Genomic DNA, 21172 nt, shown 5'->3' on the forward strand with positions numbered 1-21172 from the left:
AGCATCACTGAGACTTGCGCGCGGCTTCCTTGATTGCCGAACCGGCTTTTTCAATATCCTTGCCTGCACCCTCAATGGTGCTGCAAGCGGTCAGTGCGCTGGCACTAGTGAGTACCAATAAAGCACCGAACAGCATGCCAAGTATTGTTTTGCGCATAGTGAATCCTCTTGCTGCAGTCTTGTTTATCATAGCGCCCCCAAGCCCCCTGCACCATGCACCATGCAGGGACCTGACCATTGTGTCCAGGCTGACTATACTCAGGCTGAACGGTACCATGCTGGAGGCTCGATGCTCAGAATAAGACCCATCGACATGGATGACCATGCACTGCTGCAAACCGTGGCAACCGAGTCAGGCACGGGGTTCACCTCGTTGCCCAATGATGCTGAACTGCTGGCACAAAAAATCGAACGCTCGGTCGAGGCTCTGCGCAGCACGGAGAAAAAGCCGCTGCCGGTCACCTACCTGTTCGTAATGGAGGAAACCGGCACCGGCGAGGTACTCGGTACCTGTGGCGTCACCGCCGCTGTTGGTCTGGACGCACCCTGGTATCACTATCACATTGGTACCATTGTGCATGCGTCACACCAGTTCAATATCCACAACGAATTTCAGACCCTCTATCTGTGTAATGACTACACTGGCAGCAGCGAGCTGTGTTCGCTGTTCCTTCGACCGGATTACCGAGGCCGTGGCGGCGGCGGGCTGTTGTCGCGGTCCCGCTTTCTGTTCATGGCCGAACACCCGCAGCGCTTTGCCGATCGGATCATTGCCGAGATGCGCGGTTTTACCGATCAGCATGACAGAAACCCTTTTTGGGAGGGGCTGGGGCAGCATTTTTTCTCCATGCAGTACCAGCAGGCAGATTTCCTGACCGGTTCTGGCAATAAGGTGGTGATCGCCGAGTTGATGCCAAAGCACCCGATCTATATCCACCTGCTGCCTGAAGAGGCTCAGGCGGTAATCGGTCGGGTACACCCCAATACCGAACCGGCCTGCCGCCTGCTGCAATCTGAAGGCTTCCGTTATGAAAACTACGTAGATATTTTTGATGCTGGCCCGACACTGGCGGCCCGGCCGAACGAAGTACGGGCCATCCGTCGCAGCCGCCGAGCCGAAGTATTCATTGATACGGCTCCGGTACCGCCTGATGCTCGCGATTTTCTGATCAGCAATACCCGTTGCCAAGGCTTTCGCTGTACTCAGGCACGCCTTAATCCCAGCCTTAACCGGGTCCGTGTCAGCCCCGAGTTGGCGGCCTGCCTGGAGGTAGAGGCTGGCGAAACCGTCAGGCTGGTCAGTTTGCCAGCACACTCAGGGGCAGGCGGATAATCAGCTCCAGACCTTCGTCCGGGTGATTGTGCGCCTGCAGCTCTCCGCCCAGTTGCACGATGGCTCGCTGAGCAATGCTCATCCCCAGCCCATAGCCCTCGCCATGCCCCCCACTGCCCCGCACAAAGGGCTCAAACAGTTTCGGCAGCAAGTCGGGGCTGACACCTGGCCCCCGGTCTCGCAGCCGAATTTCGACCGTATCATTGTTAAGGCTGGCGCTGATCCTCAGTGCCGCCGTTTCCGGTGTATGCCTGAGTGCATTATCAATCCCGTTGTGCAGGGCCCTTTGCAGCAGCGAGCGTTGCAGGTGCAATTTCAGTTGCGGGGGCTGTACTGCGATCTGCACGGGACGGTCAGGCTGCCGAAAATGCACATCCGCAGCCAGTTCGGCAAACAACGTCTCTACACTGAACACCTCTGTGTCAAAGTTGCTGTCTGCCTGCTGCAGTCGGGTGTAGCCGACAATTTCCGCAATCAGTCCATTCAAGCGCTCACACTCACGGTTGATTCGACGTGACAGAGGGTTGTCATCGCCAAGGCGCTGTTCAGCCAGCCCTGCCGCAGCCTGCAGCCGGGCCAGGGGTGCCCGTAATTCATGTGACACGTCCTGCAACAGTCGTTGCTGGTTCAGTAGTGTCGTTTCAACATATTCCGCCATCTGATCAAACTCGCGACTCAGTTCACCGAGTTCATCTCGGCGCCGACTGAGTCGGTCATCGGCCCTGAGACTCAGGTCCTGTTGCCGGTGCAGGTTATGCACATGTCGACTCAACTGTCGGATCGGTCGAACCACCAGTGCACTCAACAACAGCCCTGAGAGTGAAGAAACTACCAGTATCAACCCCATCTGCAACGAAAACAGGCGTCCCAGAAGGCGGTCAGCGAATACCCCATCGGGAGGTCGTGGCACATGCACGCGGTACTCCCTCCCGGCGTCCGATGTCAGGTTGAACACATAAGCATCCGCCGGTGGCTCACGCCGCCAGGTTGTGATCGGTTGATCACTGCCCTGCGGATAGATCCACAACCGCACACGATGGTGGTCCCGCCCCTCTCGCAGCCAGCGTGGGTCATTCTCTTCATACCGCTCCAGCATCAGCTGCGCCTGACCCCGGGCACGCGCTTCCAGCACCTCCAGCCGATGCACCGAGTCCACCCGACTGCTGAGGTAAAGAAATACGCTGGTCATGCCGATTGCACTCACCAGCCAGATCACCAGAAACATTTTCCAGAACAGCTGCCGAAACCAGCCTTTGGCCAAGACCCGCGACAGGCCAGACTGCAGACGCTGAAAGAGGGTTGTCACAGCTCCTCCCGCACAAACTGGTAGCCCTGACCGCGTACTGTCTTGATCAGATCGCACTCCTCACCAAAGCCCGTCGCCAGTTTCTGTCGAACCCGACTGACGTGAACATCCATCGCCCGGTCATAGGCCGTCAACTTGCGGTGCAGTACCCGTTCTGTCAGCAGTTCCTTGCCCAGTACCTGTCCGGCGTTTTGCATCAGCAGTGCCAGCAGGTTGAATTCCGTGCTGGTCAACTCCAACGCCTCATCATTGACTTTTACTTCACGCAGGCCCGGGTCCAGACAGATCCCCTGCATCGACAATACGTGTTGCGGCATACTGCCGGTCGCTGTGCTACCTTGGCTGCGCCGCAGAACAGCCCGTATGCGAGCCAGCAGTTCACGCGGATTGCAGGGTTTGGCCAGATAGTCATCGGCACCCATCTCCAAACCGACAATACGGTCGATATCATCGCCGCGCCCGGTCAGCATGATCACCGGCAGTTTGAAGCGTGGCCGCATCTGCTGCAGCAACTCCAGCCCACTCTGGCCGGGCATCATGATATCGAGCACCATCAGGTCAGGCACGCCCTGTGCCAGCCTCGCCAGTGCCGCCTCGGCATCATTCACCGACTCCAATTCAAAGCCTTCATGGCGCAGGTAGTCCGCCAGCAGCTCGCACAGCTCGACATCATCATCAACCAGCAATATCTGTTTCGACTGCATCATCCTGTCCTCCTGCTGACATCATAATGCCCCCGCCCTGCCAACCGGAAAAGCTTTACCCAACTTTACGCTTCAGGCACACAACTTTGCCTGTCACAGCGCCATACTGCAGCCATCTGAATGCAACAAGTGGAGAACAAACATGAAAGCACGTTCCTTGATTACCAGCCTGATCGCCGGCTCTCTGGTGCTGGGCAGCAGTGTCGCGGTGTTTGCAGGCCAGAAGGGCAACTGTGACCGTGACAGCCGACAAGAGCAGCGGGCGGAAAAACGGCTTGAGCGAATGACCGAAAAGCTCGCACTTACACCTGATCAGCAGGCCGCCATCAAGACACTGTGGCAGCAGCAGACCAGACCAGAACGTTCGGCGATGGCACGCAACGGGCTGCGAGGGCTGGATCCGAATGCCGATAACTATGACCGCCAGGTGCAGCAGCATATTGAGCAGGCACAGCAGCAGATGGCGAAGCACCTGCAGGCTCGCGCTGATCACAAGGCAGCACTGTATGACATTCTGACCCCGGAGCAGGAGCAGAAACTAGAGCAGATGCGTGATCGAAGTGATCGGCACAATGGCAAGGGATATCACGGTCGGGGAGTTGAATAAGCCTCCCTGATCCAGGCGAAGCCGACTTCAGTCGGCGTTCGCTCCGAGCGTCCCCAGCGCCGCTTCTGCGCAGGCGATGTCCTCTGCCTGAGAGGCTCCCGATACACCCACGGCACCGACACATTCGCCATTGAGGATGATCGGCAGACCGCCACCCAACATCAGCAGATCAGGGTGGGTATCCAGTGCCGCCAGCAGATGTACATCATCCGAGTTGTTGTCACGGAAAAAGTTGCTTGGCACCTTGAAGCCGGCGGATGTTCTCGCCTTGCGCAGCGCCAGCAACGACGTCTGCGGCGGTGCATCGTTCAGGCTCAACTGCGCCAGCGGCTGGCCGGAACGCCCTACCAGAGCAATGCTCACATTCACGCCCAGCGCTTCGGCCTGCTCGGCAGCGGCCGCAACCGCCTTCAATGCCGCACGATAGTCCAGTGTTGCTCGGTTGACGGTCAGATTTTCGCTCATCATTGCTCTCCCGTACTGCGCTCAATCGACGCGCTCAAAGATCAGATCCCAGACACCATGTCCCAGACGCTCACCGCGGCTTTGAAACTTGGTTACCGGCCGCCACTGCGGCTGAGGTGAATACTGCCCTGTACCGGCGGCATTGCGATATCCATCGGCTGCAGACATCACCTCCATCATGTGCTCGGCGTAGTTTTCCCAGTCAGTGGCCATGTGAAAACAGCCACCGATTGTCAGCTTCTGCCGGATTTTCTGCGCAAATTCAGGCTGTACAATGCGGCGTTTGTGGTGACGTTTTTTCGGCCATGGGTCAGGGAAGAACAGTTGCAGTGTATCCAGGCTGGCATCGGGGATACAGCGCTCCAACACCTCAATCGCATCATCGCAGTACACGCGAATATTGCTCAGCTCCTCTTCGGCCGCACGGGCCAGCAGGCGTCCCACACCTGGTGGATGCACCTCAATGCCGATAAAGTCCTTCTCCGGAGCCTGGCGTGCCATTTCGATCAGGGAATCTCCCATGCCAAAGCCGATCTCCAACACCACCGGTGCCTCGCGACCAAACACTTCGGCATAATCCAGGCGACCATCCGCCAGCTCAAGTCCATAACGGGGCCAGTTTTGATCCAGTGAACGCTGCTGACCTTCGGTCATGCGCCCGGCACGCACCACAAAGCTGCGCACACGGCGCAGCGGTTTCTGCTCTTCAGTCATTTTGTATCTGTCTGTTGCGGGCGCCCCTGCAGGCACCCGGATTCGGTATCAGTTGCTGATCACGCCATCCAGCGGTGATGAAGCACTGGCGTAGGCTCGACGCGGCATACGCACAGCCAAGTGAGCTTCACGACCGGCCTGCACCGCTTTCTGCATCGCTTTTGCCATCAGTATCGGGGTTTGTGCACCCGCAATGGCGGAGTTAACCAGCACACCGGCACAGCCCATTTCCATCGCCATGGCCGCTTCCGAAGGCGTACCGATGCCGGCATCGACCAGGATCGGCACCCGCGCCTCCTCCATGATCAGGCGAATGTTGTGCGGGTTCTGGATCCCCAGTCCAGAGCCGATCAGCGAGCCCAGCGGCATTACCGCCACACAGCCGATCTCTTCCAGGCGCTTTGCCACAATCGGGTCGTCGTTGGTGTAGACCATCACCTTGAAGCCATCATTGACCAGGGTTTCGGCCGCCTTCACCGTTTCGATGATGTTGGGGTAGAGGGTTTTCTGATCACCCAACACCTCCAGCTTGACCAGATCATGGCCGTCCAGCAGTTCACGGGCCAAACGACAGGTGCGAACGGCATCGTCAGCGGTATAGCAGCCTGCCGTATTGGGCAGCAGGGTGTAGCGTTCGGGGCTGATCACGTCGAGCAGGTTGGGCTCGTCCGGGTTCTGGCCCAGATTGGTGCGGCGTACGGCCATGGTGACGATCTCGGCACCACTGGCGGCAATCGCCGCACCGGTTTCAGCCATATCCTTGTATTTGCCGGTCCCAACCAGCAAACGGGAGTTGAAGGATTGTCCTGCAATGATCAGCGGATCGTTGTGTTCCAGTTCTGACATCATCTGTACCCTGATATGAAAATGGTTATGTACTGTGCCGTTGCAAGGTTATTGCATCAGCCGCCGCCGATCGCATGCACGATCTCGATCCGATCACCCGCCTTAAGTGGCGTATCCGCATGTGAGCTGCGTGGAATGATCTCCAGATTCAGCTCGATCGCGATACGCTTGCCACTTAGCTCCAGTTGAGCGACCAGATCACTCAGATTTGACTGTTCTGCCACCTCAAGCGGTTCACCGTTCACCTGAATCTGCATTGTTCTTACCCTGTTGATAGATCGAAAAGGCCAGTACCAGCCAACCGGCAATGAAGGCGCTGCCGCCAAGCGGTGTAATGGCTCCCAGCCAATGTACGCCGCTCAATGCCAACACATACAGGCTGCCACTGAAAATCAGGATGCCCAGCAGGAACAGCGCAGCGGCCCAGCGCAGACCTCGGCTGTCCCGTCGCTGCAACAGCAGCCCCACCAGCAACAGTGCGAACACATGGTAGAACTGATACTGCACACCGATCTGAAACACCTCCAACAGACGCTCACTCAGTTGACTGCGCAGGCCATGTGCGGCAAAAGCCCCCAGTGCTACAGCCACAGCCCCCAGCACTGCAGCTATTGTCAGTGTAAAACGCGCGGACATCGGACTCTCCTGAGCAGGCATTATAACGGTTTGGCGCCACCTGCCTGAAATGAAAAAAGCCGCACAGCGGCGGCTTTAAGATGGACACGAAACCGGGGCTCAGGCCTCCAGCATCGCACCGCGAATTTTCTTCATGGCATTTTTTTCCAGCTGGCGGATGCGCTCGGCCGACACACCATATTCAGCTGCCAGCTCATGCAGGGTGGCCTTTTCGTCAGCCAGCCAACGTCGAGCCAGAATATTGCGACTGCGCTCGTCCAACCCCTCCATGGCGCTCATCAGCCTGCGCTGGGACTCCTGCTCCCAGTTGGACTCTTCCAGCTGCATGGCAGGATCCGCCGAGTGGTCTTCCAGGTAAGCAGACGGGGCCAGGTAACGGCTGTCTTCATCCTCGCTTGCCAACGCGTCAAAGGCGGTGTCATTGGAGGCCATGCGGCCTTCCATCTGGCGTACTACCTTGGCATCAACACCCAGATCAGCTGCGATGGCATCAACTTCTTCGTTATTCATCCAGCTCAGTGACTTCTTCTGTGAGCGCAGATTGAAGAACAGTTTGCGCTGCGCTTTGGTGGTCGCCACTTTAACGATGCGCCAGTTGCGCAGGATGAACTCATGCATCTCGGCCTTGATCCAGTGCACCGCAAAGGACACCAGACGAACACCCATGGTGGGGTCGAAACGCTTCACGGCCTTCATCAGGCCCACATTGCCTTCCTGAACCAAGTCACCCAGCGGCAGACCGTAACCGGAATAGCTGCGTGCAATGTGTACGACAAACCTCAGATGCGACATGACCAACTGACGTGCCGCTTCAAGATCGCTCTGGTAATGGAGACGCTCCGCCAGCTCCCGTTCCTCATCTGCAGTGAGGATCGGAATCGCACTCACAGTCTGAACATAGGCATCGATATTACGGCCCGGTGACAGATGTTCAATAACTTGCAAGCTTGTGCCCATCTAGGAATGACCTCGCAAAATACGTTAATCCCAAGGATTGATTGCTCGTTACAGTGACCTTTTATAGCCGCGAAAGTTCCACTGTGCCACTGCCATGAACAAGCGACCGAAAAACTTAACGTGAAATGGTCCGCAGAGCAAGCCCTGCAGACCTGCTCCAGACGCGATCAGTTATCTCCCGGTTCGATCTCGTTCAGGTGACGCGTGACCGCAAGCCATGACCCGGTAAGCCCCAGCAGTGCAGCCGTTGCCAACAGGCTCAGCGTCCCGACCAATCCCAGCCCTCTGACCTCAAACCGGTTCAGATACAGATCGGCCAGGGCCTGCGCCGGTGCGGTCAGCATCAGCAGCGCCAGCTGTACCAGCAGCCAGGCCAACAGGCCTCCGATCAGGCCGTACCAAAAACCACTGTACAGGAAAGGCCGACGTACCCAAGCATCGGTCGCCCCAACCAGCTTACTGACGATGATCTCGTCACGGCGGCTCTCGATGGTCATGCGCACGGTATTGCCCACCACCAGCAGAACCGCCATTGCAAGCAGGCCGCCAAGGACATAGCTGCCGCGCTTGGCCAGGGCGATGATCGCATTGAGGCGCTGCACCCACTCCATATCCAGCTGAGCTTCATTCACGCCCGGCAACGCCTGCAGTTCGGCCTGCAGCAGCGGCAGCTGGACCGGGTCACTGGACAGGGGCGTCACCATGATTACCGCCGGCAGAGGGTTGTGATCAAAATAGTCCAGCAGGTCGGCAAAGGCAGTATAACTGCGGAAATCCTCAAGCCCCTTGTCCCGGCTGATCAGCTCAACCGAGCTCAAATCATCCCGCAGCAACAGCTCACGACTGAAACTGTCGATCGACTGATCACTCAACTCGGTCTGCATGTACAGGGCAATTCGTGGCTCCGGGTCCCAGCCTGAGGTCAGCGTCTGCAGGTTGCTCAGTGCCGTAAACAAAAACCCCGGCAGTGCCAGTGCAATCGCCAGTACCGCCAGTGTCATCAACGAAGCCACCGGTGTCTGTCGCAAACGCACCAGTGCCTGACGCGCTACAAGTGCATGATGGCGCCGCCAACTGCGGCTGCGGTCGGCAAACTGAATACGGTGCTGCTGCGCACCGCGTCGAGGGGGTTGGGCCTGTGTTTCTTTTCTAGCCATCTGCCACCAGCCTGCCGTTTCTGAGTGTGAGCATGCGATGTTTCATCCGGTTGATCAGCGACAGATCATGGCTGGCAATCAGAACAGTGGTTCCCACCTGATTGAACTGGCCAAACAGGCGCATGATATCTTCCGACAGTTGTGGGTCCAGGTTACCGGTGGGCTCATCCGCAAGCAGCAGCCGGGGCTTGTGCACAATTGCACGGGCAATGCCCACTCGCTGCTGTTCACCGGTCGATAGCGTGATCGGATTGTGTTTTTCTCGTGCCAGTAACCCAACCTTGTCCAGTGCCGCCCTGACACGACGGGCCGCATCGGCAGGGTCATAGCCGCTGATCTGGAGCGGCAGTGCCACGTTGTCAAAGATCGAACGGTCAAACAGCAGGTGGTGATTCTGGAACACCACACCGATCTGGCGCCGCAGATAGGGGATCTGCGAGCGGTGCAGGCGGGACAGGTCCTGTTGTCCCACCCAGATCTGACCTCGACTGGGCCGCTCCATCAGCATGATCAACCTCAGCAGGGTGCTTTTGCCCGCCCCTGAATGCCCGGTGAGAAACGCCATCTCGCCGGACTCCAGTTCGAAGTCCAGGTTGAGCAGGGCGTCCTGACCACTGGCATAGCGTTTGGAAACGTTACTGAACCGGATAGCTGCCATCGCGAAATCTCAATCGAACAAAGCGTGTACGAATTCGTCCGCTTCAAATGGGCGCAGATCATCGACCTGCTCACCCACGCCGATAAATCGAATCGGCAGGCCAAACTGCTTGGCAATGGCGAAGATGATGCCACCCTTGGCGGTACCATCAAGCTTGGTCAACGTGATACCGGTCACGCCCACCGACTCCTTGAACTGCTTGGCTTGGCTGATGGCATTCTGACCGGTACCGGCATCCAGCACCAGCATCACTTCGTGCGGGGCATCAGGATCCAGTTTCTGCATGACGCGTACCACCTTCTGCAACTCTTGCATCAGGTTATCCTTGTTTTGCAGTCGACCCGCCGTATCCGCGATCAGCACATCGACTCCCTTGGACTGAGCGGACTGCAACGCATCAAAGATCACTGACGCGGAATCGGCACCGGTGTGCTGAGCAACCACTGGAACACTGTTGCGTTCACCCCATACCTGCAGCTGCTCCACGGCAGCAGCGCGGAAGGTATCGCCCGCAGCCAGCATCACCGACTTGCCTTCAGTCTGATACTTTTTCGCCAGCTTGCCGATGGTGGTGGTCTTGCCTACGCCATTGACACCAACCATCAGGATGACAGCCGGTTTCTTCTCTGGCAGACGCAACGGATGCTCAACACCACCGAGCAGCTCTCCCAGTTCCTGCTTGAGCGCCTCTTTCAGGGCTTCGGCATCCTTCAGCTGCTTGCGCTCGACGCGATCCGTCAGACGCTCGATGATTTCGGTGGTGGCTTCAACGCCAATATCCGCCATCAGAAGGGTGGTTTCGATCTCTTCGAGCAGGTCGTCATCAATTTCCTTGGCACCGAGAAACAGATCACCCAGCTGCTCGGTCAAGTTCGCTTTGGTACGGCTAAGGCCAGACTTGATGCGATCAAACAGGCGCTTTTTCTGCTGTTCGGGTGCTTCTGCCGTCAGCTTTGCTTCTTCGGCAGCCTCAGCGGCCTTCCGCTCCTGCTCGGCCTTTTCAGCCGCAGCAGCCTGACGCTCTTCTTCGGCCTGCATTTCCGCTTGCGCTTGCGCAGCCCGCTCAGCTGCCGCCTGGCGCTCGGCCTCGGCGGCGACTTCTGCAGCCTTCCAAGCAGCTTCTTCCGCCTGACGAGCCACTGCTTCAGCTTCCTGCTGACGCGCAACTTCACGTGCCTGTCGAGCCGCCTCCTCTTCTGCCTTGAGCGCCACCTCTGCAGCAGCCTGCTCTGCCTGCTGTTTGGCCTCCGCTTCGGCCTTCTCGGCCGCACGGCTCTCAGCCTCTGCAGCCGCCTCGGCAGCAGCCTGTTCTTTTGCTGCCTGCTGTTCAGCCTTTTGACGCTCGGCCTTTTCAGCCGCTTCGGCCTCACGCTTCGCAACCTTCTCGGCTTCTGCCACTTCGGCGGCACGGGTCTCTTCAATCCTGCGCTGAGCATCCTCCTGAGCCTGCTGCTCCAGCCGTTGCGTGCGGCGTTTTGAAACCTGAGCAATCACCAGTACCAAAACGACCAGAAAAACCCCTGCAATCCAGGGCAAAGTGGCAGGGTCAAGACCGCGATCGGCCATCCAGGTGTAGAGCGCTTCCATAGTCTGTAATATCCACCGTAACAGCCCGTCTGACGGGCATGAATGAAACGAATCAACAAGGCTGGCTATCTTAGCACAGAGCCAACGCCGACAAACCCGGAGATGCATGATGGAAAGCAAATCCCGCCGTTCAGCCCTGTTAAGCCGGGGCCAGCTGCGACTGCTGATCTGGGTCCTGCCGGTTGTTATCCTGTTGCTGTCCCTGTTGGGACCAGAATCACAGCCAGAAGCTGTCATCAGTGCCGACTCGGATCGGCGTATCTATCAGCAGGTAATCCCACAGCAGACACTGTTCCGCCTGCACCTGATCGCTCCGCACCCACCCGCACTCGACGCCAGTACCCAGCTGCGACAGCGTCTGATCACACAGGCCTGCATCATGCGCCTGCAAAAACCGGATGAGCTGGGTGACTGGCTGTCAGCTCAGGGCTGGGAGGTACAGGTGCAGTCGAATGCCGGCTACCGGTTGCTGCAGCTGAAAAGCGGCAGACCCTTTGCCGATAGTGACGTGCGACAACTGCTGCAGCAACTGCAAACACCTCCCACAGTTGACTGGTCAGCGCTGTTGCAGCGTACCCAGGCCGAACAGTACATGATGAGGCAGAATGCAGAGGTCTGGCTGGCCAGTCCACCTTCAAGCAATGAGCACCTTTCGCTGGATCCGCTGGCTGATTATGCACGGCAGCTGCAGCCGTCAGACTGGCGAATAACACTGACCGGGCCTGAATACCAGTCATTGTCGTCCGTCATATTTGACCCGGCACCATCATCGGCACCCTTTGAGGATTTGATGCTGAGCCCGAAGCCGCTGCCGGTTACGCCAGCCGCAAACGCCCAGCTACAGCTGCACCGCTGGACTTTGCCTCAGGTGAAGTCGATACAGGACTTCGCACAACTGCTGTTGGGGCGGGAGCTGGTTGTCCAGCCGCTTTCACGATGGTTGAAACAGCAACTGGCAGACGCACCCGCTCATCAGGCCGGGTACAGCCTGCGCTGGGAAGCGACTCAAAGCGGCGGGCTCGTGACATTACTGCTGCAAGGCGAACAGTGGCCCGAGATCCCTGCCTGGCTGCCACAGCAGCTACAGCCAGAAAATGTGGAAACAGCACGCCAGACCCTGCTGAAACAGCTGGAGGGCAATACTGGGCAGCAGCAATGGATGGACCTGCTGGCCCTGTATCAACTGCCTCCGGACAGCCTGCAGCGCTTGCCCACACAGCTGGAAGTACTGGAATTGTCCGCCATGCAGCAGTGGTTGCAGTCACAGCTGCTGTCTGATTACTATCACACCCTTTCTCTGCCGCACTAAATTTCAAGGACTCTGCCCATGCCGCGCCGCAACAACCACCGCCCACAAAAAACCAGAGTTACCGATACATCCACGGTGCGTATCATTGGCGGTGAATGGCGCGGACGCAAACTGCATTTTCCCGATATAGAAGGGCTGAGGCCAACACCGGATCGGGTCAGAGAAACCCTGTTCAACTGGCTGCAGGGCTACCTGCCGGGGGCACGCTGCCTGGACCTTTTCAGCGGCAGCGGCGCGCTGGGCATCGAGGCTCTGTCTCGGGGTGCCGCCTCGGTAACCTTTGTGGATCAGGCCACGGAAGTGGTGAGTCAACTTAGAAGCAATATCAATCTGCTCAAGGCGCAAAACGCCGAGATCATCGCCGCATCGGCTCTCGACTGGCTCGACAGGTGCCAGCCGGATCAGGAACCCCGCTACGACCTGGTATTCATGGACCCGCCCTTTCACAAGGGGCTGGTGGCACCAATCTGTGAAATGCTGGAACGTCGCAGCCTGCTGCGTGAAGAAGCGATGATTTATATTGAGACGGAAAAATCGCTGACACTGGATACTTTGCCGGCCAATTGGGTTATACACCGGGAAAAAGCCGCCGGCCAGGTCGCCTATCGTCTATTTGTAAGGCAGCCCAGCGAATAGCAGCTCTACCAACTGCTCCCCCCGCGCCTTGAGCCCAAAGCTGCGACCGGTTCTTAACCATTCATGCAGCAAACCGTTCATGGCCTGTTGCAGGGTGAAGGCAAGCTCGACAGGGTCTGGCTTTTTTCTGAGCTGCTTCTGCTTGCGTGCCTGTTTCAGAAATCGGCGCAGCTGGTCAAGCCACAGTTCACGATTCTGTTCCAGAGAGTCAAACAAAGGCTTCAGGTCATTACACAGCACCACCGGCTGATAGAACACTCGATACAGGGCACATGCTTCGGCATCCTGCTCAAATCCATCCAACACGCCAAGCAGATACAGCTTCAGGGCCGCCAGCGCATCCTGTTGCAGTGCCTGACACTGCTCCAGCCAGACCGGCTCGAACGGCAGCATCCAGGCATGGTGGATCTGCTGCAGCAGATCAGCTCGATTGCGAAAATGCCAATACAAGGCTCCGTGGGTCACGCCCGCTACCTGTGCAATCTGCTTCAGGGTTGTGGCTTCAACCCCCTGTTCACTGAACAGCTTCAGCCCCGTTGCCAGCAGCTGCTGCCGCGTCTGTTCCGCTTCTTCCGGTGTACGCCTGGCCATGGTCGTTGTACCGCTCCCTGACACTTTTACATTTGAGGGGGTATGGATAACAAGCTAACCTAAGTGTAGTCGTACTGGCACGCAAGCCGGTTACGAAGGGTTTAACAAAAGCGTCATAATTGACATGGACGTATATAACCCTTAAAAATAAAAAGGTGAATTTTAATAACCTTTTTATTATCTCTCATTCCTCTAATCTATTTGTGTGCCCCCCGCAATTGGGCTAACATCCGCTCGAACAGTGTTGCCACATGATGCAAAGGTCAGCAACCGATATGAATACGGCGATCTATCCAGGCACCTTCGACCCGATCACCAATGGCCACTCCGATCTGGTTGGGCGCGCTTCGCGTCTGTTTGACCGGGTTGTGGTGGCTGTAGCCGCCAGCCCCAAGAAAAAACCGTTGCTGTCTTTGGATGAGCGGGTTGAACTGGCCAAAACCGCGCTGTCCCACCTGCCCAATGTGGAGGTGATCGGCTTCGATTGTCTGCTGGCAAATCTGGTCCGCGATCAACAGGCCAACATTATCCTGCGCGGACTGCGAGCCGTATCCGACTTCGAATACGAGTTTCAGCTGGCCAACATGAACCGCAAGCTGGCCCCTCAGGCTGAAAGCCTGTTCCTGACACCGGCGGAGCATCTATCCTATATCTCTTCCACCTTGATCCGCGAGATTGCGGCACTGGGTGGCGATGTGGATCAGTTTGTACACCCGGCGGTTGCCAGTGCACTGAAGCAGCACCAGAGCCAGAAATAACGAACCTGTCAGAGCGAGTGAGGTAGCCAGTCATGGCATTGATGATTACTGACGAATGCATCAACTGTGATGTATGCGAGCCGGAATGCCCCAACGAGGCAATCTCTCCGGGTGATGAAATTTACGAAATCGACCCGGGCAAGTGCACAGAGTGTGTCGGTCACTATGACACGCCGCAGTGCGTTGAAGTATGCCCGGTTGACTGTATTCCGAAAGATCCGGACCACGTCGAAACCGAAGACATGCTGATGGACAAGTACCACAAACTGACCGGCAACTGAGGTCAGGTGCAGGGCGTGAGTTCATACACGCCCGCAGCATTGTTTACAGCCGGATTTCGGTCCGGCTGAGTTCAAATTCCTGCTCCAGCCTTTCACCGATTACGTTGTCCCCTTCCGCCAGCCAGTGTGCATACTGCATGTGCAGGCAGCGTACCTTGTCCCACTGTGCAATACCGCCAATGCCATAGCGGGTATACAGCTCGGCAAGCCCCTTTTCCTCTATGCGCGCCCGATCTTTCGGTCGCATCAACGCCTGCCGACGCTCCACATAGCGCTGCTGCTGGGCGTAAAAGGCCTCGCGCAGTGTTTCATTCTGCTGCAGCTCTTCCTCGATCTGTTTGACCCAACCATTCGCCTCAATGCGACTGATCGCCACATCCAGGTCCTTCGAACTGAGCCAGTAGAGCGTCGGGAAAGGGGTATCCCCCAGCAGGCTGCGCATCTGCAATACCAGTGGAATACCCGCTTCTGTCTGGCAGGCGATCGCCTCAATCCCTCGAGGCGTGCGTCCGATCTGGCGCTCAATCAGCAGCAGCTGTTCCGGGGTCGGTTGCGTTCGGGTGGTATCAAACCTGTGCATAGTCTTCTCCGCTGCCCAACCAGCGCCGGATCAGGCTTTCATTCAGTGCTGGCAGCTGTTCAAGATCAGCTGCCAGCTGGTGTATTTTGGGCAACAGGTCGGCATCACGTTGCAGGTCAGCAATACGAAACTGCATCATGCCAGTCTGACGTGTACCCAGCACTTCGCCCGGCCCGCGCAGTTCCAGATCCTTTTCGGCAATGCGAAACCCATCGGTGGTCTCTCGCATCACAGCCAGCCGCTCACGCCCCTGTTTCGACAGCGGCGCATGGTACATCAGGACACAGAAGCTTTCGACACTGCCACGCCCTACCCGCCCACGCAACTGATGCAGTTGCGCCAGCCCCAGCCGTTCAGGGTTTTCAATGATCATCAGACTGGCGCTGGGGACATCCACACCCACCTCGATCACAGTGGTCGCCACCAACAGATCCAGTTCGGCAGCCTTGAAGCGGGCCATGATCTCGGCCTTCTCGGCCGGCTTCATGCGACCGTGTACCAGCCCGATGCGCAACTGTGGCAACGCTTCCTTAAGGCTCTCGGCCGCCACTTCCGCCGCCTGACACTGCAGTGCCTCCGACTCTTCAATCAGCGTGCAGACCCAGTAGGCCTGTCGCCCCTCTTCGCAGGCCTGACGCACCCGCTCGACCACTTGATCCCGGCGCGAGTCGGCAATCACCACAGTCTGAACCGGTGTGCGTCCCGGTGGCAGCTCATCAATGATGGAGCAGTCCAGATCGGCATAGGCGCTCATGGTCAGCGTGCGGGGAATGGGCGTTGCCGTCATGACCAATTGATGCGGACTGCGTTCTCCGTTACGCCCCTTTTCACGCAGACTGAGGCGCTGATGCACGCCGAAACGGTGCTGCTCGTCAATCACCACCACACCCAGATCGGCAAACACCACCTCCTCCTGAAACAGGGCATGGGTGCCAACGGTGATCTGTGCTTCGCCGGTGCGAATGGCCGCCAGCTGAGCCTCACGTGCCTTGCCTTTCACCTTGCCCGCCAACCAGGCTACTCGAATCCCCAGTGGCTCCAGCCAATTGCTGAAATTCAGATGATGCTGTTCAGCCAGGATTTCGGTGGGCGCCATTACCGCCGCCTGCAAGCCGTTTTCCACCGCCTGCAGTGCCGCCAGCACAGCAACGACGGTCTTGCCGGAGCCCACATCGCCCTGTACCAGACGCAGCATGGGAAGCGGTTTTTGCAGATCGCGGGCAACTTCTCTGGCCACTCGCAGCTGTGCCGCCGTGAGTGAAAACGGCAGCTGATCAAGAAAGGGGCGACTCAACTCACCCGTAGCACGCAACTGAGGCGCCCCCTGCTGCTGCACCTGGCGACGTATTTTTTGCAGTGACAGATGGTGCGCCAACAACTCCTCCAGCGCCAACCGACGCTGCGCGGGGTGCTTACCTTCCAGCAACAATGCTTGATCCGCATCCACCGGAGGATGATGCAGATAGCGGATTGAGTGCTGTAGATCGGGCAGTTGCCAGCGCGATCGCAAGGCTTCAGGCAGCAGGTCATCCAGCCCCTCCCGCTCCATCCATTCCAGTGCCAATGTAATTAACAAACGGACACGGTTCTGCGTCATCCCTTCCGTCAGCGGATACACAGGCGTCAGGCTTTCAGCCATCCGCGCAGCGCCTTCAGTTTTCAGCAGTTGGTATTCAGGGTGTACCATTTCCAGCCCGGCGGGGCCGGGACGAGCCTCACCAAAGCAGATCAGTCGTTTACCTGTCGACAGGCTGTTTTTCTGCGCCGCATTGAAATGAAAAAACCGCAGCGTCAATGTGCCGGTACCATCCTGCAGCCGGCACAGCAGGCTGCGTCGACGCCCCTGTACAATATCTGCCGCACGAATCGTACCTTCAACAACGCCTTCATCGCCAGGTCGCAATGAGCCGATCGGCAGAACGCGGGTACGGTCCTGATAGCGATTGGGCAGGTGTAGAATCAGGTCCTGCACCGTACGGATGCCGAGCCGCTCCAGCTTTAGCTCCAGCGCAGTACCGACGCCTTTCAGCTCAGTAACCGGCACACCGCCTGCCACACTCACGCTTTACCCTTGTCCTTGCTGACCTTGACGCTGCAATGATTAATTGCTTCCACCAGCACATCGATCGCCTGAGGTCTGGGGAAGCTGGCTCGCCAGGCCACTGCCACCGTGCGCATCGGCTGGGGCTGCTTGAAGGGCCTGACTTCAATCAGTTCAGTAGTGGGGTGATTTTCGATGGCTGACAGCGGCAACACGCTGGTTCCCAGCCCAGACGCCACCATCATGCGGATGGTTTCCAGCGAGCTGCCTTCGGTGACTGTATGCTGATCATGAAAGGACTGGTTCAGCGTCGGGCAGGCTTCCAATACCTGATCACGGAAGCAATGCCCTTCACCCAGCAACAGCATGCGAATTTCATTCATCTGTCGAGAGTCGATCTCCTGCTGTCCGGCCAACTCATGCCCCTTGGGCATTACCATCATAAACGGCTCATCATAGAGCGGACGCGTCAGCACATCAGACTCGTGGAACGGCAGTGCAACGATGATCGCATCCAGTTCACCGTTGCGAATTTTGGTACGCAAGTTCTCGGTAAAATTCTCTTCGATATACAGCGGCATGTTGGGTGCCAACCGTTGAATCTGCGGGATCAGCTGCGGAAACAGGTAAGGGCCGATGGTGTAGATGGCACCAATGCGAAGAGGACTGGCCAACTGGTCCTTGCCTTCACGCGCCAGCTCTCGCACAGCTTCGGCCTGCTCCAGAACAGTCTGGGCCTGACGGACCACCTTCTCGCCCACCGGGGTCACCCGCACGGCATTCTTGCTGCGTTCGAACAGCGCAACCCCCAGTTCTTCCTCCAGCTTCTTGACTGCAATCGACAGTGTCGGCTGGCTGACAAAACAGCGCTCGGCGGCATGGCCAAAGTGCTGCTCCTGGGCCAGAGTGACAATATATCGAAGCTCCGTCAGCGTCATCGGCGCGTACCTCTGTTAGGATGAACGTAAATCAATGAGTGGGGTAGTCATGCAGGAACAACGAGTGCTGATCGCGGGCTGTGGCGATGTCGGAACCCAGCTGGGGGTAAGGCTGAGTACGCAGGGAGCACAGGTGTTCGGGCTTCGCCGTACTATAAACCAGCTTCCCGCCGGCATCCATGGCATTGCCGCCGATATGACCGATCCGGATACGCTGGGGACTTTGCCGGCCTGCGACTGGCTGTTTTACACTGCTGCCGCCAAGAGTCGTGACCCCGACATATATCGCCGTACCTATGTCGATGGATTGAAACATGTGCTGGACGCCTTGCCGACGCCCCCACGCCACCTGTTCCTGACCAGCAGCAGCGGTGTGTATGCCCAGACCGAGCATGAGTGGGTGGACGAGCAGTCCGTCACCGGGCCGGACAGCGAGAGCGGCCGCATTCTGCTGGCCAGCGAACGGCTGGCCTTGAGCAGCGACATACCCGCCACGGTGGTACGGTTCAGCGGCATTTACGGCCCTGGACGAAATCATCTGCAGCGACTGGTCGAATCCGGCATTGCCGCCCCCCGTAAGCCACTGCATTACAGTAACCGCATTCACAGCGCGGACTGTGCCGGTGTACTTGAGCACTTGCTGCAGCTGGCATTGCAGGGGCAGACATTAAAACCGCTGTATCTGGCCAGCGATGACGCACCCACGCCGATACATGAGGTGATGGAGTGGCTTGCCGCTGAGCTGGGGGTCGAAGTTCGTGAGCGGCAGGCGGTGCGTCGAGGCGGCAGTAAGCGTTGCAGCAACCGCCGACTCAGAGCCAGCGGCTACCGCTTTCGCTATCCGGATTTTCGTAGTGGCTACGCGGAGCTGCTGCGAAAAGTGTGATCAGACCGCCAGCTCGTCCAGCAGCTTCTGCTGCGCACTGAAGCGCTCTTCACCCTCTTTCGGCTGCACCAGGGTGTAACTGCCATCCGAGTGCAGCTCCCAGGCCTGGGCGTTGTCCTGCAGATAGTAGTCCAGCTCCTTGCGAATGCGCTCGGCGTTCTTGCCGAACAGCTCGAAGCCGGTTTCCACCCGATTGAGCATGTTGCGCTCCATCCAGTCGGCGCTTGAGCCGATCACCACCGGCTTGCCACCATCATTGGCGAACCAGTAGATGCGGGTGTGTTCCAGGAAGCGACCGATGATGGAGCGAACCCGGATGTTCTCGGAGATCCCTTCCAGCCCCGGGCGCAGGCGGCACATGCCACGAATGATCAGATCAATCTGCACACCGGCCTGTGACGCCTCGTACAGGGCACGGATCAGTTTGGGTTCGGTCAGACCGTTCACCTTGATGATGATGTGCCCCTGCTTGCCTGCCTTGACGTTGCGAATCTCGTTCTGAATCAGTTCCAGCATCTTGGCGTGCAGCGTGAACGGCGCGTTGTACAGCTTCTGCAGCTTCTGGATCTTGCCCATGCCGGTGAGCTGCTGGAAGATCTTGTGAACGTCCTCGCCCACTTCGTTGTCGGCGGTCATGTAGCTGTAGTCGGTGTAGAGCCGCGCGGTTCCAGAGTGGTAGTTGCCTGTGCCGAGGTGGCAGTAGCGCACCAGTTCGCTGCCTTCGCGGCGCACGATCAGCATCATCTTGGCGTGAGTCTTGTAGCCCACCACACCGTACACCACCAGACAGCCCGCTTCCTGCAGACGGCTGGCCAGCTGCAGGTTGCTCTCCTCATCGAACCGCGCCCGCAGTTCGATCACCACCGTCACCTCCTTGCCATTGCGTGCCGCTTCCACCAGCGCGTTGACGATGTCGGACTTGACCCCGGTACGGTACAGGGTCTGCTTGATCGCAATCACGTCGTTGTCTTTCGCCGCCTGACGCAACAGGTCCACCACCGGAGTAAAGGACTGGAACGGATGCAGCAGCAGCTGGTCGTTCTTGCGCAGTGCGCTGAAGATGTCTTCGTTGTTCTTCAGCTTGTTGGGCAGGTTTGGGGTGAAGCTTTTCCAGCGCAGCTCTGAGCGCTCCACCAGATCCCGTACCGCCATCAAGCGTGTCAGATTGACCGGCCCGTTAACACGATAGACGTGGCTGTCCGGAAGGTTGAACTCTGCCTGCAGAAAGCTGATCAGGCTCTCGGGCGTACGGCTGTCCACTTCCAGCCGTACTGCATCACCGAACTTGCGCGAGTGCAACTCACCGCGCAGGGCACGGGCCAAATCTTCGATCTCCTCGAAGTCGAAGCTGAGGTCGGCGTTACGGGTGATACGGAACTGGTAGCAGCCATCCACCTTCATCCCCGGGAACAGCTCTTCGGCAAACTCATGGATAATCGATGATAGGAAGATCAGATTGTCACCGCCATCACAGAGCTCGTCCGGCAGACGAATCAAGCGCGGCAACGAGCGCGGAGCGGGAATGATCGCCATGCCGGTCTCACGGCCGAACGCGTCCTTGCCATCCAGCTCAACGATGAAGTTTAGGCTCTTGTTTACCAAGCGCGGGAAGGGGTGCGAGGGGTCCAGCCCAATTGGGCTGATCACCGGCACGATTTTCTCTTCAAAGTAGTCCCGCACCCAGGACAACTGTTCCGCCGTCCAGTCACTACGGCGGCGGAAGTGGATATTTTCTGCTTCCAGAGCCGGAAACATTATGTCGTTCAGAATCTTGTATTGCCGCTCAATATTGATGGCACAGATCTCGGCAATCTTGTCGAGCACCCTCTGCGGGTGCATTGCATCCGGCCCCACCGCCTCACGGCCATACTTGAGCTGTCGCAACTGCTCCGCCACCCGAATTTCGAAAAACTCATCCAGATTGCTTGAAAAGATCAGCAGAAACATCAGCCGTTCCAACAAGGGGTAGCTTTCATCCAGCGCCTGTTCCAGCACTCGCACGTTGAACTGCAGATGACTCAGTTCCCGGTTGATGTACAGCTCGGGCGCTTTCAGATCCACCGGCAGTTTTTCGATCGGATCAATGGTCGGCAGTATCTCCCGGCTCTCCAGCAGGGCTGCGGTGGCTTCGCTCTGCTCCAGCGTCACAGTCACATCCTGACTGATATCATTCATTGCACTT

The 21172-nt window shown here is 58.0% G+C and carries 24 protein-coding genes; 7 read left to right on the forward strand and 17 right to left on the reverse strand.

Annotated features, from left to right (window positions below; all coding sequences use genetic code 11):
• Window positions 1-4 precede the first annotated feature (4 nt).
• Window positions 5-157, reverse strand: coding sequence for an entericidin A/B family lipoprotein (locus BLV48_RS18755; protein WP_254774998.1), 153 nt, complete (start codon window positions 155-157; stop codon window positions 5-7).
• 132 nt (window positions 158-289) lie between these two features.
• On the opposite strand from BLV48_RS18755, the gene astA reads away from it, so the two are divergent.
• Window positions 290-1333, forward strand: coding sequence for an arginine N-succinyltransferase (astA, locus tag BLV48_RS08855; RefSeq protein WP_091826136.1), 1044 nt, complete (start codon window positions 290-292; stop codon window positions 1331-1333).
• Here astA and BLV48_RS08860 read toward each other — a convergent pair.
• Together BLV48_RS08860 and BLV48_RS08865 are read right to left on the reverse strand one after the other, a co-directional pair.
• Window positions 1299-2639 carry a sensor histidine kinase gene (locus BLV48_RS08860; protein ID WP_091826139.1) on the reverse strand — a complete coding sequence of 447 codons (1341 nt, stop codon included), beginning with the start codon at window positions 2637-2639 and terminating at the stop codon, window positions 1299-1301. The genes astA and BLV48_RS08860 overlap by 35 nt on opposite strands.
• A complete protein-coding gene (locus tag BLV48_RS08865) occupies window positions 2636-3346 on the reverse strand; it encodes a response regulator transcription factor (RefSeq protein WP_091826141.1) in 711 nt (236 codons plus the stop codon). Before BLV48_RS08865 ends, BLV48_RS08860 begins: the two co-directional genes overlap by 4 nt.
• Before the next feature lie 139 nt (window positions 3347-3485).
• Between BLV48_RS08865 and BLV48_RS08870 the strand changes: the two genes are divergently transcribed.
• Window positions 3486-3950, forward strand: coding sequence for a Spy/CpxP family protein refolding chaperone (locus tag BLV48_RS08870; protein WP_091826143.1), 465 nt, complete (start codon window positions 3486-3488; stop codon window positions 3948-3950).
• A gap of 27 nt (window positions 3951-3977) precedes the next feature.
• Here the strand turns inward: BLV48_RS08870 and BLV48_RS08875 are convergent, their stop codons facing one another.
• The 9 genes from BLV48_RS08875 to ftsY all read right to left on the reverse strand — a co-directional run bounded on the left by BLV48_RS08875 (window position 3978) and on the right by ftsY (window position 10970).
• Complete coding sequence (locus tag BLV48_RS08875) at window positions 3978-4415, reverse strand: GlcG/HbpS family heme-binding protein (protein ID WP_217632979.1); 438 nt, start codon at window positions 4413-4415, stop codon at window positions 3978-3980.
• Window positions 4416-4436: 21 nt separating this feature from the next.
• Window positions 4437-5129: a tRNA (guanosine(46)-N7)-methyltransferase TrmB gene (gene trmB, locus BLV48_RS08880; protein ID WP_091826147.1), complete on the reverse strand. Its 693-nt coding sequence runs from the start codon at window positions 5127-5129 to the stop codon at window positions 4437-4439.
• Window positions 5130-5177: 48 nt separating this feature from the next.
• The gene (locus BLV48_RS08885) at window positions 5178-5975 is read right to left on the reverse strand and encodes a thiazole synthase (protein WP_091826149.1); all 798 of its coding nucleotides are present in this window, start codon (window positions 5973-5975) and stop codon (window positions 5178-5180) included.
• A 56-nt stretch (window positions 5976-6031) separates the two neighbouring features.
• Window positions 6032-6232: a sulfur carrier protein ThiS gene (thiS, locus tag BLV48_RS08890; RefSeq protein WP_091826150.1), complete on the reverse strand. Its 201-nt coding sequence runs from the start codon at window positions 6230-6232 to the stop codon at window positions 6032-6034.
• Window positions 6210-6611 carry a DUF423 domain-containing protein gene (locus BLV48_RS08895; RefSeq protein ID WP_091826152.1) on the reverse strand — a complete coding sequence of 134 codons (402 nt, stop codon included), beginning with the start codon at window positions 6609-6611 and terminating at the stop codon, window positions 6210-6212. The genes thiS and BLV48_RS08895 overlap by 23 nt, the downstream gene beginning before the upstream one ends.
• A gap of 99 nt (window positions 6612-6710) precedes the next feature.
• Entirely contained in the window at window positions 6711-7568 is an 858-nt protein-coding gene (rpoH, locus tag BLV48_RS08900; RefSeq protein WP_091826154.1) for an RNA polymerase sigma factor RpoH, read from the reverse strand.
• 167 nt (window positions 7569-7735) lie between these two features.
• Window positions 7736-8725 carry a permease-like cell division protein FtsX gene (gene ftsX / locus BLV48_RS08905; RefSeq protein WP_091826156.1) on the reverse strand — a complete coding sequence of 330 codons (990 nt, stop codon included), beginning with the start codon at window positions 8723-8725 and terminating at the stop codon, window positions 7736-7738.
• Window positions 8718-9383, reverse strand: a complete 666-nt coding sequence (gene ftsE, locus BLV48_RS08910; RefSeq protein WP_091826158.1) for a cell division ATP-binding protein FtsE — start codon at window positions 9381-9383, stop codon at window positions 8718-8720. The genes ftsX and ftsE overlap by 8 nt, the downstream gene beginning before the upstream one ends.
• A 9-nt stretch (window positions 9384-9392) precedes the next feature.
• On the reverse strand, window positions 9393-10970 hold the full coding sequence (ftsY, locus tag BLV48_RS08915) for a signal recognition particle-docking protein FtsY (protein ID WP_254774999.1): 1578 nt from the start codon (window positions 10968-10970) through the stop codon (window positions 9393-9395).
• A 106-nt stretch (window positions 10971-11076) separates the two neighbouring features.
• On the opposite strand from ftsY, the gene BLV48_RS08920 reads away from it, so the two are divergent.
• Both BLV48_RS08920 and rsmD read left to right on the forward strand, forming a co-directional pair.
• Window positions 11077-12279: a hypothetical protein gene (locus tag BLV48_RS08920; protein WP_139253900.1), complete on the forward strand. Its 1203-nt coding sequence runs from the start codon at window positions 11077-11079 to the stop codon at window positions 12277-12279.
• A gap of 18 nt (window positions 12280-12297) precedes the next feature.
• On the forward strand, window positions 12298-12915 hold the full coding sequence (rsmD, locus tag BLV48_RS08925; RefSeq protein WP_091826162.1) for a 16S rRNA (guanine(966)-N(2))-methyltransferase RsmD: 618 nt from the start codon (window positions 12298-12300) through the stop codon (window positions 12913-12915).
• Here rsmD and BLV48_RS08930 read toward each other — a convergent pair.
• Window positions 12889-13506, reverse strand: a complete 618-nt coding sequence (locus BLV48_RS08930) for a TetR family transcriptional regulator (RefSeq protein ID WP_091826164.1) — start codon at window positions 13504-13506, stop codon at window positions 12889-12891. The two genes, rsmD and BLV48_RS08930, sit on opposite strands and share 27 nt — an antisense overlap.
• A 275-nt stretch (window positions 13507-13781) precedes the next feature.
• On the opposite strand from BLV48_RS08930, the gene coaD reads away from it, so the two are divergent.
• On the forward strand, window positions 13782-14264 hold the full coding sequence (coaD, locus tag BLV48_RS08935; protein WP_091826165.1) for a pantetheine-phosphate adenylyltransferase: 483 nt from the start codon (window positions 13782-13784) through the stop codon (window positions 14262-14264).
• A gap of 32 nt (window positions 14265-14296) precedes the next feature.
• Window positions 14297-14545: a YfhL family 4Fe-4S dicluster ferredoxin gene (locus BLV48_RS08940; RefSeq protein ID WP_091826167.1), complete on the forward strand. Its 249-nt coding sequence runs from the start codon at window positions 14297-14299 to the stop codon at window positions 14543-14545.
• A gap of 43 nt (window positions 14546-14588) precedes the next feature.
• On the opposite strand, the gene BLV48_RS08945 is transcribed toward BLV48_RS08940, so the two are convergent.
• Genes BLV48_RS08945 through BLV48_RS08955 form a run of 3 tightly spaced genes read right to left on the reverse strand, consistent with a single transcriptional unit; the run spans window position 14589 to window position 18104 of the window.
• Window positions 14589-15125: a DUF501 domain-containing protein gene (locus BLV48_RS08945; RefSeq protein ID WP_091826168.1), complete on the reverse strand. Its 537-nt coding sequence runs from the start codon at window positions 15123-15125 to the stop codon at window positions 14589-14591.
• Window positions 15112-17187 carry an ATP-dependent DNA helicase RecG gene (gene recG / locus BLV48_RS08950; protein WP_091826170.1) on the reverse strand — a complete coding sequence of 692 codons (2076 nt, stop codon included), beginning with the start codon at window positions 17185-17187 and terminating at the stop codon, window positions 15112-15114. Before recG ends, BLV48_RS08945 begins: the two co-directional genes overlap by 14 nt.
• Complete coding sequence (locus BLV48_RS08955; protein ID WP_091826171.1) at window positions 17184-18104, reverse strand: hydrogen peroxide-inducible genes activator; 921 nt, start codon at window positions 18102-18104, stop codon at window positions 17184-17186. The genes recG and BLV48_RS08955 overlap by 4 nt, the downstream gene beginning before the upstream one ends.
• Window positions 18105-18138: 34 nt before the next feature.
• On the opposite strand from BLV48_RS08955, the gene BLV48_RS08960 reads away from it, so the two are divergent.
• Window positions 18139-18990, forward strand: a complete 852-nt coding sequence (locus tag BLV48_RS08960; RefSeq protein WP_254775000.1) for an SDR family oxidoreductase — start codon at window positions 18139-18141, stop codon at window positions 18988-18990.
• Here BLV48_RS08960 and ppk1 read toward each other — a convergent pair whose 3' ends face one another.
• Window positions 18991-21165: a polyphosphate kinase 1 gene (gene ppk1, locus BLV48_RS08965; protein WP_091826229.1), complete on the reverse strand. Its 2175-nt coding sequence runs from the start codon at window positions 21163-21165 to the stop codon at window positions 18991-18993.
• Window positions 21166-21172: the final 7 nt, after the last annotated feature.

This window comes from Marinobacterium iners DSM 11526 (assembly GCF_900107855.1).
Classification (GTDB): Bacteria; Pseudomonadota; Gammaproteobacteria; order Pseudomonadales; family Balneatricaceae; genus Marinobacterium; species Marinobacterium iners.

Bases quoted from the DNA above. Each gene is read 5' to 3' on its own strand.
- BLV48_RS08920 (WP_139253900.1), top strand. From the start codon at position 11,077: ATGATGGAAAGCAAATCCCGCCGTTCAGCCCTGTTAAGCCGGGGCCAG.
- thiS (WP_091826150.1), bottom strand. From the start codon at position 6,232: ATGCAGATTCAGGTGAACGGTGAACCGCTTGAGGTGGCAGAACAGTCA.
- coaD (WP_091826165.1), top strand. From the start codon at position 13,782: ATGAATACGGCGATCTATCCAGGCACCTTCGACCCGATCACCAATGGC.
- BLV48_RS08960 (WP_254775000.1), top strand. From the start codon at position 18,139: ATGAGTGGGGTAGTCATGCAGGAACAACGAGTGCTGATCGCGGGCTGT.
- BLV48_RS08885 (WP_091826149.1), bottom strand. From the start codon at position 5,975: ATGTCAGAACTGGAACACAACGATCCGCTGATCATTGCAGGACAATCC.
- rsmD (WP_091826162.1), top strand. From the start codon at position 12,298: ATGCCGCGCCGCAACAACCACCGCCCACAAAAAACCAGAGTTACCGAT.
- BLV48_RS08955 (WP_091826171.1), bottom strand. From the start codon at position 18,104: ATGACGCTGACGGAGCTTCGATATATTGTCACTCTGGCCCAGGAGCAG.
- BLV48_RS08940 (WP_091826167.1), top strand. From the start codon at position 14,297: ATGGCATTGATGATTACTGACGAATGCATCAACTGTGATGTATGCGAG.
- BLV48_RS08930 (WP_091826164.1), bottom strand. From the start codon at position 13,506: ATGGCCAGGCGTACACCGGAAGAAGCGGAACAGACGCGGCAGCAGCTG.
- BLV48_RS08870 (WP_091826143.1), top strand. From the start codon at position 3,486: ATGAAAGCACGTTCCTTGATTACCAGCCTGATCGCCGGCTCTCTGGTG.
- ftsE (WP_091826158.1), bottom strand. From the start codon at position 9,383: ATGGCAGCTATCCGGTTCAGTAACGTTTCCAAACGCTATGCCAGTGGT.
- astA (WP_091826136.1), top strand. From the start codon at position 290: ATGCTCAGAATAAGACCCATCGACATGGATGACCATGCACTGCTGCAA.
- ppk1 (WP_091826229.1), bottom strand. From the start codon at position 21,165: ATGAATGATATCAGTCAGGATGTGACTGTGACGCTGGAGCAGAGCGAA.
- trmB (WP_091826147.1), bottom strand. From the start codon at position 5,129: ATGACTGAAGAGCAGAAACCGCTGCGCCGTGTGCGCAGCTTTGTGGTG.
- rpoH (WP_091826154.1), bottom strand. From the start codon at position 7,568: ATGGGCACAAGCTTGCAAGTTATTGAACATCTGTCACCGGGCCGTAAT.
- BLV48_RS08895 (WP_091826152.1), bottom strand. From the start codon at position 6,611: ATGTCCGCGCGTTTTACACTGACAATAGCTGCAGTGCTGGGGGCTGTG.
- BLV48_RS08945 (WP_091826168.1), bottom strand. From the start codon at position 15,125: ATGCACAGGTTTGATACCACCCGAACGCAACCGACCCCGGAACAGCTG.
- BLV48_RS18755 (WP_254774998.1), bottom strand. From the start codon at position 157: ATGCGCAAAACAATACTTGGCATGCTGTTCGGTGCTTTATTGGTACTC.
- BLV48_RS08865 (WP_091826141.1), bottom strand. From the start codon at position 3,346: ATGATGCAGTCGAAACAGATATTGCTGGTTGATGATGATGTCGAGCTG.
- ftsY (WP_254774999.1), bottom strand. From the start codon at position 10,970: ATGGAAGCGCTCTACACCTGGATGGCCGATCGCGGTCTTGACCCTGCC.
- ftsX (WP_091826156.1), bottom strand. From the start codon at position 8,725: ATGGCTAGAAAAGAAACACAGGCCCAACCCCCTCGACGCGGTGCGCAG.
- BLV48_RS08875 (WP_217632979.1), bottom strand. From the start codon at position 4,415: ATGAGCGAAAATCTGACCGTCAACCGAGCAACACTGGACTATCGTGCG.